This is a genomic window from Shewanella phaeophyticola (assembly GCF_025398315.1).
Taxonomy (GTDB): domain Bacteria; phylum Pseudomonadota; class Gammaproteobacteria; order Enterobacterales; family Shewanellaceae; genus Shewanella; species Shewanella phaeophyticola.
Window position 1 is genome coordinate 3909544 of record NZ_JAODOQ010000001.1, and the last position, 12600, is coordinate 3922143.

The window sequence follows — 12600 nt, forward strand, 5'->3', positions numbered from 1 at the left end:
ATTGTCTGCATGATAACGTTAGTGTATTTACTCTAGGTTTACTGCTCAGCCGAAATGTCAGTCAGAAAATATCTGCTAACATCATCTGCGCTAACATGGTTATGATATACCCGCTATGTATGGGTCGTTCATTAACAAGTGAACGCGATAATGTACGCAAAAACTAAAAACGTGGTGCAGCGGAGCTCACATCCAGTACCACACAATTGTGCTTTAAGGTTTTCGGCAAATGGAATGCCAGCTACTCAACTTATGCCTAGCGTTAACACTAGCTTAAGCAGCAGCCATCGAGGATTGATACTACCCCCAGCCTAATTTTACGGAGAGAAATATGAAAGGTATCAACCAAATCAAAAACGCTAAGGGTTTTACTCTTATTGAACTATTAATCGTAGTGGCAATTATCGGTATTCTTGCTGCTATTGCGATCCCACAGTACCAAACTTATGTCGGTAAGTCAGACATCGGTTCTGCTATTGGCACAATGAACAGTTTAAAAGCCCCAGTTGAAGCCTACATTTTAACTGAAGGCGAGTGGCCTACAACTTTAGCTCAAGTCCAAGGCAACAATCCAGCTAACGGCACGATTGCATTTGATGGTGCTATGACTTTAACCTTCACTGAAGGTTCGCCAGACATTAAAAATAAAGATCTTGTTTACAATAGAACAGATGATGGCGTTTGGAGTTGTGATGCTGGTGATATTGACGATAAGTACCTGCCTCCTTTATGTCAAGCAGTTACCCCGTAATATTTAGACTAAAAAATAACAACAATAAAGGCAGCTTTGCTGCCTTTATTGTTTAAGTATAAGATGGATATACTTATAAGATTAAGAGTTAAATAATGTCTACTAATGCGCTTCATCTTGGTTTATCAACCTTATTTATCCGTAAAAACATTCTTAATGAAGAGCAAGTCTCAGCTGCTATAGCCAGCTCTCGTAAAAACAAGCAAACGTTTGTAACTACATTAATTATGGATAAGATTATTTCTGCTCGTGAAGTTGCTGAGTTATGTTATGAAGAGTACGGCACTCCTCTTCTCGACTTAAATGAATTTGATACAACAAGCATTCCTGACGACCTTTTAAATAAGAAATTAATAAGTAAACATAAATGTTTGCCTATCTTCAAAAGAAGTAATCGCTTATACATTGCCACTTCAGACCCTACCAATATAGCAGCACTAGAAGATTTTCAATTTAGTTTAGGTTTACATGCCGAAGCGATTCTAGTTGAAGATGACAAACTGCTTAAGGTGCTTGAAAAAATACTCGAGGAAGATATTAGTGGGCTTGGTTTAGAAGGGATTGATGAAGAAGCATTAGCAGGCATAGAAGTCACAGATACAAGCCGCGAAGATGAACCAACCGGTGACAGTAGTGATGATGCACCGATTGTCATTTACATCAATAAAATCCTTACCGACGCCATTCGTAAAGGTGCTTCAGATTTACATTTTGAGCCTTATGAAAAACGCTACCGCATTCGTTTTCGTATTGATGGCATTTTGCATGAAGTATCTGAGCCACCAGTCAATCTATCAGGCCGTATTTCTGCTCGTTTAAAAGTCATGTCAAAACTGGATATTGCCGAGCGCCGCGTCCCGCAAGACGGCCGCATTAAGATGAAGCTGTCGCGCACCAAATCAATTGATTTTCGTGTCAGTACTCTGCCCACCATTTGGGGCGAAAAAATTGTAATGCGTATTCTGGACTCATCTTCTGCGCAGCTTGGTATTGAAAAGCTCGGTTATGAAGATGACCAGCGATTACTCTATGAAGAAATGCTCGCCAAACCTCAGGGGATGATTTTAGTGACCTACCCAACAGGTTCAGGTAAAACCGTGTCCTTGTATACCGGGCTTAATATCCTCAATACTGAAGAGCGTAATATTTCTACCGCTGAAGATCCGGTAGAGATTAACCTAGAAGGCGTTAACCAGGTTCACATTAATTTAAAAGCTGGCCTAACCTTCGCCTCGGCCTTACGCTCATTTTTACGCCAAGACCCCGATGTAGTCATGGTCGGTGAAATCCGCGACCTAGAAACCGCTGAAATTGCCATTAAAGCGGCGCAAACCGGTCACCTAGTGTTATCGACGCTACACACCAACTCAGCAGCCGAAACCTTAACCCGTTTAATTAATATGGGCGTACCGGGTTATAACATTGCCAGCTCAGTCAATTTAATTATTGCTCAGCGTCTGGCTAGACGCTTATGCCCTGCCTGTAAACAAGCAGAAGATATCCCGCAAACAGAATTACAACGTTTAGGCTTTCAGCAAAGTGACATTGACAATGGTTTCACCGTATTCAAGCCTGTCGGTTGTGATCAATGTTCTGGCGGCTATAAAGGCCGTGTTGGTATTTATGAGGTAATGAAAATGAGCGATGAAATTGCCCGCACCATTATGGAAGGTGGTAATTCACTGCAAATAGCTAAACAAGCAAAACAACAGGGCATGCGCGATTTACGCCAATCTGGTTTATTAAAAGTCATCCATGGTGTCACCAGCATTGCTGAAATAAACCGTGTCACCAGCTTTTAAATAGTCTAAAGTAATATTTTTAACTATCTCAATTTGTTCTGGTTTACTGAAGCACTTTAAGCGATAACAATGGATAAGTAGACCTTAAGAAAAGGACTGGCTCTATGGCCACTGCAACAGCAAAAAGAAAAACAAAATCAAAAAAAGCAACAAAACACCAACCCAAAGTATTTATATTTGAATGGAAAGGTGTAAATCGTGCAGGCCAGCGTACATCTGGTGAACTAAAAGGTGTCTCAGTTGCTGAAATTCGTAGCGTACTAAAAGCACAAGGCGTCACACCCAAAGGGGTGCGTAAAAAAGCCACGCCACTCTTTAAACTGGGAGACCCTAACATCAAAGCAATGGATATTGCCATGATGACACGGCAGATTGCGACCATGCTATCTTCGGGCGTTCCGCTAGTTACAGCTTTACAGTTAATTGCTCGAGGCCACGAAAAAGTAAAAATGCGAGAGCTACTCAATATTATTCTATCGGATGTCGAGTCTGGCATCCCATTATCTGAAGCATTAAAACCACATAGACGATATTTTGATGATTTATATGTCGATTTAGTCGCGGCAGGCGAACATTCTGGAGCATTAGAGGTTGTTTTTGACCGCATCGCTATTTACAAAGAAAAAGCAGAGCAATTAAAGTCTAAAGTCAAAAAAGCTATGTTTTATCCCGCAGCAGTTACCACTGTCGCAATCGGTGTGACTGTATTATTACTTTTATTTGTAGTGCCCCAATTTGAATCGATTTTCAAAGGATTCGGTGCTGAACTTCCCGCTTTTACACAGATAATTGTAAATGCATCAAGGTGGTTACAAAGCTCATGGTACTTGTTTGTAATTGGTATAATAATATTTGTATATTTATTTAAGAACGCCCACAGAAAATCACAAAAATTTAGAGACCAAGTTGATACCTACATACTTAGAATTCCAATACTAGGAGATATCCTACATAAAGCCGCTATGTCAAGGTTTGCTCGTACACTCGCTACTACATTTGCAGCAGGTGTACCTCTTATTGATGGTTTGGAGTCTGCTGCTGGAGCATCTGGTAATGCAGTTTATAGAATCGCACTCTTAAAAATTCGTCAAGAGGTGATGTCTGGTATGCAACTAAACGTTGCAATGAGAACAGCAAATTTATTTCCTGACATGTTGATTCAAATGATTCAAATCGGTGAAGAAGCTGGCTCTCTTGATGATATGCTAAATAAAGTTGCCAATATATTTGAAATGCAAGTTGATGATGCAGTTGATGGTTTATCAAGCTTAATTGAGCCAATAATGATGGTAGTGATCGGTACATTAGTTGGCGGATTAATTATTGGTATGTATTTGCCAATCTTCCAACTTGGTGACGTTTTATAATTAGAAAAATATAATGACTGAATTTATCTCAACTTTTATAACAACAATGCACCTGTATCCTTGGGTATTTGTGGTTATTAGTTTTATTTTTGCTGCCACCATTGGCAGCTTTCTCAATGTTGTGATTCATCGCTTACCTGTGATGATGAAGCGTGAATGGCAAAGTGAATGTAACTTTTACCTAAATGAATATCACCCAGATATTGTTAAGCAAGTGGGTAATGAACGCTTAAATAAACCCATCGATGAGTTCCCAACAAAGTACAACTTAGTTGTACCGGGTTCGGCCTGCCCAAAGTGTAAAAGCAATATCAAACCTTGGCATAACTTACCTATTCTGGGCTGGTTATCATTAAAAGGAAAATGCGCTAATTGTAAAACCGCCATATCTGCTCGCTATCCAATTATTGAATTATTAACAGGGATATTGATTGCCACTCTTGCGTGGCATTTTGGCTCGACATGGCAATTTGTCTATGCCAGCATATTAACGTTCGTGCTCGTAGCACTCACCGGTATCGATTTAGATGAAATGCTGTTACCTGATCAACTCACCTTACCGATATTATGGCTAGGTTTAGTGATAAACCTTAAGGGTATTTATACCAGCCCACAAGATGCCATTATTGGTGCAGCTGCTGGTTACTTAAGTTTATGATCCGTATTTTGGTTATTCAAACTCGTCACGGGTAAAGAAGGGATGGGCTATGGCGACTTTAAGTTATTAGCCGTATTTGGTGCCTGGCTCGGTTGGCAAATGTTGCCACTAATAATATTACTATCATCACTTGTAGGCGCAGTGGTCGGTATCCTAATGATCATCACTAAAAAACTCAATAAGGGCAATCCAATCCCGTTTGGCTCTTACATAGCCGCGGCAGGTTGGATAGCGCTCGTCTGGGGACAAGATATTCTTAATTGGTACCTTAGCACCTTATGACACTCGCAAAGTTTGTAGTCGGTCTTACCGGCGGAATTGCCAGTGGCAAAACCACTGTGGCGAATCTGTTTGCAGAGTTCGGTATTGAGCTGGTTGATGCTGATGTGATTGCCAGAGAAGTCGTTGCAATAGGCTCAGCAGGGCTTACTGCCATTGTTGAACACTTTGGTGATAAAATATTACTTGCCGATGGTCAACTAGATAGAGCAGCTCTACGTAACCAAGTGTTTAATAACGAAACACAGCGGTTATGGCTCAATAACTTACTACACCCAATGATCCGCCAAAAGATGTTGGACCAAGTACAAGCATCAGCATCTCAATATGTGATTATGGTTGTGCCCTTGCTATTTGAGAATCATTTAGATAGTTTAGTAACTACAACTTTGGTGGTAGATATTTCACCAGAATTGCAAATATCAAGGACGATGCAACGTGATGGCGTTAGCAGACAGCAAGTTGAACATATACTTGCGAGCCAAATGAGCAGACAGCAACGCTTAGATAAAGCCGAACACATCATCGATAATCAAGGAGACATTAACCTGTTGCGCAGTCAAGTTACTCGTCTGCATCAACTATTTTTACAACAAGCTGCTGAGTTGACGATTAAACCCAATGACTGATTTAATTTACGAACAACCCTTAAATGAAAAAGTCCGCAGCTATTTACGCTTAGAAAATTTAGCCCAACAGCTACAAAATAATGTCACTCAAGATCAACAACATCAATGCTTTTTCCCGTTATTTTCACTTCTAGAACTGACCGAACGTTGTGATTACCGCACCGAACTATTGAAAGATATAGACCGACAGGTGCAACAACTTCGAAGCATATGTTATTTACAAGAAGCCGATAGCGAACAAGTTAATCAACTAATCCAGCAACTCAACTCATTAAAAGTGCCATTACAAAAGCCTGAAAGAATTGGCTACAAGCTCAAACAAGACAAATTTATTTCGGCTTTACGACAGCGTTTTAACATGACAGGTGCCTACTGTAATTTTGACTTACCGCAACTGCATTTTTGGTTAGGAAAAGACTGGCCGCAAAGAAAGCTAGATATTCAGCAGTGGCAAGAACAATTTAAGCCGATTCTAGCGCCTATCACACTCTTGTTGAACATATATCGTAATACTGCTGAGTTTACTCGCATAAGCGCTCAAGCAGGTTTTTATCAAGGTGATTCACCACACCCTTTATCATTAATCCGCGTTAAAATTAATCCCATTTATAATTGCTATCCAACGATAAGTGGCCACAAAAATAGATACGCCATCCACTTTGTTGATTTCAGTTTACATCGCCATACCCAAGAAACTATTGAGTTCTCACTAGCAACCTGTGGTTAAACGCTTTACCATTAAACCATGATCAATTATTAACACTGTTAATCATCACTGATTAATCAGTATCGTTGCGGATATCAATATGCCTTTAACCGTTAAATGTCCTATTTGCAGTACATCAGTTGAATGGAACACCACATCTTTATTTAAGCCATTTTGCAGTGAACGCTGCAAACTTATCGATCTTGGCGATTGGGCAAGTGAAAAACACAGCATTCCAGTGAAAGACAATATCGACCCAGATATGATGGATGATATTGGCTACGATGAAGAAGACTTCTTTAAACAATAATAAGAGCTTTTATGTCAAACAGAATACATGTCGCCGTTGGCATCGTGATAAATACCCAAAAACAAACCCTACTTGCCAAACGTCACGCACACCTTCATCAAGGCGGTAAATGGGAGTTCCCCGGTGGTAAAGTAGAAGCCAATGAATCTGTCAGCGATGCATTAATTCGTGAGCTTAAAGAAGAAGTTAACTTAGATGTAAGCAGTACAACTGAGTTTATGGATATCAGCCACGACTATCCAGACAAGCACGTCAGACTCGATATTCACCTCGTTACAGATTTCAGTGGCAATGCATTAGGCATGGAAGGCCAACAAGTTAAATGGGTAGAAGTACAATCACTAAGCGAATATGAGTTTCCTGAAGCGAATAAACCCATTGTAGAAAAGTTATTCGATTTAGATTTATAACTTTACAAGCCATCGATTTAGGTGGCTTTTGAGTAAACAATGTTAGCCCCTAGAACACCGAATGGATAAAAACTAAGCAGCTAAATTCATCGATATATGTAGATTCGTGATCATCGCTGTCCTGTTTAAATCGAATTCATTCAGTCGTACGCCAGTATACCGTGCTTTATGCCCTTTACGATTACAGATTGACGCCAGAGAGTGCTCTACTTTGACTCGCTCTCTGGCATCCGCCCGCCCATGTGGTGTTTCCACGTAATAACGTAAATGCTGCATCATTTTTTCATTGCTGTTCAGTGTTAACGAACGACCTCTTACATCGAGAGTTTGAAGGACATGCATGCACTCACATGGGCATATCGACCACACTGCTATCTTGCTCATTTGACACACAAATCTTAGACGTAAAAAAGCCCGATGCATTAGCAACGGGCTTTCGTACTTATTAGGCGTCTGGAAATGACCTACTCTCACATGGGGAGACCCCACACTACCATCGGCGATACTGTGTTTCACTTCTGAGTTCGGAATGGGATCAGGTGGAATCACAGCTCTATGGTTTCCAGACAAATTTGTTTATTTAACGCCTTGGCATTAAATAATAATTCGGAAAGCTAATTTTATTGAGTATTCTCACACTATTTAAGCGCTCTATTCTAATACTAAGTATCAGTAAAACCCATCTGGGTTGTATGGTTAAGCCTCACGGGTCATTAGTACAAGTTAGCTCAACGCCTCACAACGCTTACACACCTTGCCTATCAACGTAGTAGTCTCCTACGGCTCTTTAGAGAGCTTAAAGCTCTAGGGATGACTCATCTTAGGGCTCGCTTCCCGCTTAGATGCTTTCAGCGGTTATCGATCCCGAACGTAGCTACCGGGCAATGCTATTGGCATAACAACCCGAACACCAGCGGTTCGTCCACTCCGATCCTCTCGTACTAGGAGCAGCCCCCTTCAATCATCCAACGCCCACGGCAGATAGGGACCGAACTGTCTCACGACGTTCTGAACCCAGCTCGCGTACCACTTTAAATGGCGAACAGCCATACCCTTGGGACCGACTTCAGCCCCAGGATGTGATGAGCCGACATCGAGGTGCCAAACACCGCCGTCGATATGAACTCTTGGGCGGTATCAGCCTGTTATCCCCGGAGTACCTTTTATCCGTTGAGCGATGGCCCTTCCATTCAGAACCACCGGATCACTATGACCTACTTTTCGTACCTGCTCGACGTGTATGTCTCGCAGTTAAGCTGGCTTATGCCATTGCACTAACCGTACGATGTCCGACCGTACTTAGCCAACCTTCGTGCTCCTCCGTTACTCTTTGGGAGGAGACCGCCCCAGTCAAACTACCCACCAGGCACTGTCCCGAACCCCGATAAGGGGCCGCGGTTAGAACATCAAAACTACAAGGGTGGTATTTCAAGATTGACTCCACACAAACTAGCGTTCATGCTTCAAAGTCTCCCACCTATCCTACACATGTAGGTTCAATGTTCAGTGCCAAGCTATAGTAAAGGTTCACGGGGTCTTTCCGTCTAGCCGCGGGTATACGGCATCTTCACCGCAATTTCAACTTCACTGAGTCTCGGCTGGAGACAGCGTGGCCATCATTACGCCATTCGTGCAGGTCGGAACTTACCCGACAAGGAATTTCGCTACCTTAGGACCGTTATAGTTACGGCCGCCGTTTACCGGGGCTTCGATCATGAGCTTCTCCTTACGGATAACCCAATCAATTAACCTTCCGGCACCGGGCAGGCGTCATACCGTATACGTCATCTTGCGATTTTGCACAGTACTGTGTTTTTGATAAACAGTTGCAGCCACCTGGTATCTGCGACTCCCAACAGCTTAGAGAGCAAGTCTCATCACCGTCAGGAGCGTACCTTCTCCCGAAGTTACGGTACCATTTTGCCTAGTTCCTTCAGCCGAGTTCTCTCAAGCGCCTTGGTATTCTCTACCCGACCACCTGTGTCGGTTTGGGGTACGATTTCTACTAACCTGAAGCTTAGAAGATTTTCCTGGAAGCATGGCATCAACTACTTCATCACCTTAGTGACTCGTCATCAGCTCTCGGCCTTAAGATTTCCCGGATTTGCCTAAGAAATCAGCCTACCACCTTAAACGCGGACTACCAACGCCGCGCTAGCCTAGCCTTCTCCGTCTCTCCATCGCAGTTAGCAAAAGTACAGAAATATTAATCTGTTTCCCATCGATTACGCCTTTCGGCCTCACCTTAGGGGTCGACTCACCCTGCCCCGATTAACGTTGGACAGGAACCCTTGGTCTTTCGGCGAGGGAGTTTTTCACTCCCTTTATCGTTACTCATGTCAGCATTCGCACTTCTGATACGTCCAGTGTGGGTTACCCCTTCACCTTCAACCGCTTACAGAACGCTCCTCTACCGCGCATCTCTAATGAAATGCACCCGTAGCTTCGGTGGTATGTTTAGCCCCGTTACATCTTCCGCGCAGGCCGACTCGACTAGTGAGCTATTACGCTTTCTTTAAATGATGGCTGCTTCTAAGCCAACATCCTAGCTGTCTAAGCCTTCCCACATCGTTTCCCACTTAACATACACTTTGGGACCTTAGCTGACGGTCTGGGTTGTTTCCCTTTTGACGACGGACGTTAGCACCCGCCGTCTGTCTCCCGTATAGCACTCATTGGTATTCGGAGTTTGCAAAGGGTTGGTAAGTCGGGATGACCCCCTAGCCTTAACAGTGCTCTACCCCCAATGGTGTTCGTACGAGGCGCTACCTAAATAGCTTTCGAGGAGAACCAGATATCTCCCGGTTTGATTGGCCTTTCACCCCCAGCCACAAGTCATCCGCTCATTTTTCAACATAAGTCGGTTCGGTCCTCCAGTTGATGTTACTCAACCTTCAACCTGCCCATGGCTAGATCACCGGGTTTCGGGTCTACACCTTGCAACTAAACGCGCAGTTAACACTCGGTTTCCCTACGGCTCCGCTATTCGCTTAACCTCGCTACAAAATGTAAGTCGCTGACCCATTATACAAAAGGTACGCAGTCACGGTCTCAAGAACCGCTCCCACTGCTTGTACGTATACGGTTTCAGGTTCTATTTCACTCCCCTCACAGGGGTTCTTTTCGCCTTTCCCTCACGGTACTGGTTCACTATCGGTCAGTCAGGAGTATTTAGCCTTGGAGGATGATTCCCCCATATTCAAACAGGATGTCACGTGTCCCGCCTTACTCGTTTTCATCAATGGTTAGTTTTCGTGTACGGGGCTATCACCCTGTGCCGCTGTGCTTTCCAACACATTCCACTAACACCCCACTGACTTAAGGGCTAATCCCCGTTCGCTCGCCGCTACTAGGGGAATCTCGGTTGATTTCTTTTCCTCCGGGTACTTAGATGTTTCAGTTCCCCGGGTTTGCCTCTACACACTATGTATTCATGTGCAGATACTCACTTATGTGAGTGGGTTTCCCCATTCGGACATCGTTAGCTCAAATGCTTGTTACTAGCTCGCCAACGCTTTTCGCAAGTTACTACGTCCTTCATCGCCTCTGACTGCCAAGGCATCCACCGTATACGCTTGGTCACTTAACCATACAACCCAAATGGGTCTTTCTTACGCTTGTTACTCATCTTATTATCCGGCGTTTTCAGTTTCACGATTCAATCATGTAGCGCTGCTACACTCATTCGTCGTTCAACTTCAAGCCTTGCCTAATAAGCGATTAACTGCGCTCATCCTTTGTCTAAACAAAAGATAAGAAAAACGTGGGTCATATCATGACCAGCTGGTTTTTACTTTGATAATTCATGCACTTTCGCACACGAAATCGCCTTAGTTTTTAGAATATTCAAGACACTTAAACAGTGTTTTGAGAACTCAAGTGTTAATGCTTTCGCATTAACGTTTTTCGCACTAACCTAATAACACAAACAACAACGAATCGTCATTTATGCGCCTTTTAGTTAGTACTATCAGCTTTCCAAATTGTTAAAGAACAATGCTTACCGGCTCGCGGCGCATTTTCGCTCTACTTCCAAAGAAGTTAACAAGCAATCTGTGTGAACACTCAAGCACATGGATGTGCTGTGTGCAATAAACGCACGGATGCAGTTTATTGTCACCAAGTATCGAGCTAGTCGTATAGGTAAGGAGGTGATCCAGCCCCAGGTTCCCCTAGGGCTACCTTGTTACGACTTCACCCCAGTCATGAACCACAAAGTGGTGAGCGTTCTCCCTAAGGTTAAACTACCCACTTCTTTTGCAGCCCACTCCCATGGTGTGACGGGCGGTGTGTACAAGGCTACGGGAACGTATTCACCGTAGCATTCTGATCTACGATTACTAGCGATTCCGACTTCATGGAGTCGAGTTGCAGACTCCAATCCGGACTACGACGTACTTTGTGAGATTAGCTCCACCTCGCGGCTTTGCAACCCTCTGTATACGCCATTGTAGCACGTGTGTAGCCCTACTCGTAAGAGCCATGATGACTTGACGTCGTCCCCACCTTCCTCCGGTTTATCACCGGCAGTCTCCCTAGAGTTCCCACCATTACGTGCTGGCAAATAAGGATAGGGGTTGCGCTCGTTGCGGGACTTAACCCAACATTTCACAACACGAGCTGACGACAGCCATGCAGCACCTGTCTTAGAGTTCCCGAAGGCACACCAGAATCTCTTCCGGCTTCTCTAGATGTCAAGAGTAGGTAAGGTTCTTCGCGTTGCATCGAATTAAACCACATGCTCCACCGCTTGTGCGGGCCCCCGTCAATTCATTTGAGTTTTAACCTTGCGGCCGTACTCCCCAGGCGGTCTACTTAATGCGTTAGCTTGAGAGCCCAGTGCTCAAGGCACCAAACTCCGAGTAGACATCGTTTACGGCGTGGACTACCAGGGTATCTAATCCTGTTTGCTCCCCACGCTTTCGTGCATGAGCGTCAGTCTTTGTCCAGGGGCCGCCTTCGCCACCGGTATTCCTCCAGATCTCTACGCATTTCACCGCTACACCTGGAATTCTACCCCCTCTACAAGACTCTAGTTCGCCAGTTCCAAATGCAATTCCCAGGTTGAGCCCGGGGATTTCACATCTGGCTTAACAAACCGCCTGCGCACGCTTTACGCCCAGTAATTCCGATTAACGCTCGGACCCTCCGTATTACCGCGGCTGCTGGCACGGAGTTAGCCGGTCCTTCTTCTGTAAGTAACGTCACAGCTAACGAGTATTAATCGTTAACCTTTCCTCCTTACTGAAAGTGCTTTACAACCCGAAGGCCTTCTTCACACACGCGGCATGGCTGCATCAGGGTTTCCCCCATTGTGCAATATTCCCCACTGCTGCCTCCCGTAGGAGTCTGGGCCGTGTCTCAGTCCCAGTGTGGCTGATCATCCTCTCAGAACAGCTAGGGATCGTCGCCTTGGTGAGCCATTACCTCACCAACTAGCTAATCCCACCTAGGTTCATCCAATCGCGAAAGGCCTGAAGGTCCCTCCTTTCCCCCGTAGGGCGTATGCGGTATTAGCAGTCGTTTCCAACTGTTATCCCCCTCGACTGGGCAGATCCCTAGGCATTACTCACCCGTCCGCCGCTCGTCAGCAAAGTAAGCAAGCTTACTTTCTGTTACCGCTCGACTTGCATGTGTTAGGCCTGCCGCCAGCGTTCAATCTGAGCCATGATCAAACTCTTCAATTAA

7 protein-coding genes, 3 rRNA genes and 1 pseudogene are annotated in these 12600 nt (G+C 44.2%); 8 read left to right on the plus strand and 3 right to left on the minus strand.

The genetic code is table 11. The annotated features are described in order from the left end of the window. Positions 1-331 precede the first annotated feature (331 nt). The 8 genes and pseudogenes from N4T56_RS18075 (at position 332) to mutT (ending at position 6912) form a co-directional block, all read left to right on the plus strand. Entirely contained in the window at positions 332-751 is a 420-nt protein-coding gene (locus tag N4T56_RS18075; protein ID WP_315903074.1) for a pilin, read from the plus strand. 95 nt (positions 752-846) lie between these two features. Next, positions 847-2553 carry a type IV-A pilus assembly ATPase PilB gene (gene pilB, locus N4T56_RS18080; RefSeq protein ID WP_261734209.1) on the plus strand — a complete coding sequence of 569 codons (1707 nt, stop codon included), beginning with the start codon at positions 847-849 and terminating at the stop codon, positions 2551-2553. A 104-nt stretch (positions 2554-2657) separates the two neighbouring features. After that, positions 2658-3920: a type II secretion system F family protein gene (locus N4T56_RS18085; RefSeq protein ID WP_261734210.1), complete on the plus strand. Its 1263-nt coding sequence runs from the start codon at positions 2658-2660 to the stop codon at positions 3918-3920. 13 nt (positions 3921-3933) lie between these two features. After that, positions 3934-4860: pseudogene (locus N4T56_RS18090) on the plus strand (prepilin peptidase). Further along, the gene (coaE, locus tag N4T56_RS18095) at positions 4857-5486 is read left to right on the plus strand and encodes a dephospho-CoA kinase (protein ID WP_261734211.1); all 630 of its coding nucleotides are present in this window, start codon (positions 4857-4859) and stop codon (positions 5484-5486) included. The pseudogene N4T56_RS18090 and the gene coaE overlap by 4 nt, the downstream one beginning before the upstream one ends. Then, on the plus strand, positions 5479-6213 hold the full coding sequence (zapD, locus tag N4T56_RS18100; RefSeq protein ID WP_261734212.1) for a cell division protein ZapD: 735 nt from the start codon (positions 5479-5481) through the stop codon (positions 6211-6213). Before coaE ends, zapD begins: the two co-directional genes overlap by 8 nt. A gap of 79 nt (positions 6214-6292) precedes the next feature. After that, the gene (gene yacG / locus N4T56_RS18105; protein WP_188926607.1) at positions 6293-6502 is read left to right on the plus strand and encodes a DNA gyrase inhibitor YacG; all 210 of its coding nucleotides are present in this window, start codon (positions 6293-6295) and stop codon (positions 6500-6502) included. An 11-nt stretch (positions 6503-6513) separates the two neighbouring features. Further along, complete coding sequence (gene mutT / locus N4T56_RS18110) at positions 6514-6912, plus strand: 8-oxo-dGTP diphosphatase MutT (protein WP_261734213.1); 399 nt, start codon at positions 6514-6516, stop codon at positions 6910-6912. Between the two features lie 451 nt (positions 6913-7363). Here mutT and rrf read toward each other — a convergent pair. The 3 genes from rrf to N4T56_RS18125 form a co-directional block, all read right to left on the minus strand. After that, positions 7364-7479 (minus strand): 5S ribosomal RNA (gene rrf / locus N4T56_RS18115). A gap of 125 nt (positions 7480-7604) precedes the next feature. Next, positions 7605-10501 (minus strand): 23S ribosomal RNA (locus N4T56_RS18120). A gap of 555 nt (positions 10502-11056) precedes the next feature. Then, positions 11057-12599 (minus strand): 16S ribosomal RNA (locus N4T56_RS18125). Together the 16S, 23S and 5S rRNA genes form the textbook arrangement of a ribosomal RNA operon. Position 12600: the final 1 nt, after the last annotated feature.

Excerpts from the sequence above, each read along its gene's own strand:
- zapD (WP_261734212.1), top strand. The coding sequence starts at position 5,479 with ATGACTGATTTAATTTACGAACAACCCTTAAATGAAAAAGTCCGCAGC.
- mutT (WP_261734213.1), top strand. The coding sequence starts at position 6,514 with ATGTCAAACAGAATACATGTCGCCGTTGGCATCGTGATAAATACCCAA.
- N4T56_RS18085 (WP_261734210.1), top strand. The coding sequence starts at position 2,658 with ATGGCCACTGCAACAGCAAAAAGAAAAACAAAATCAAAAAAAGCAACA.
- N4T56_RS18075 (WP_315903074.1), top strand. The coding sequence starts at position 332 with ATGAAAGGTATCAACCAAATCAAAAACGCTAAGGGTTTTACTCTTATT.
- coaE (WP_261734211.1), top strand. The coding sequence starts at position 4,857 with ATGACACTCGCAAAGTTTGTAGTCGGTCTTACCGGCGGAATTGCCAGT.
- yacG (WP_188926607.1), top strand. The coding sequence starts at position 6,293 with ATGCCTTTAACCGTTAAATGTCCTATTTGCAGTACATCAGTTGAATGG.
- pilB (WP_261734209.1), top strand. The coding sequence starts at position 847 with ATGTCTACTAATGCGCTTCATCTTGGTTTATCAACCTTATTTATCCGT.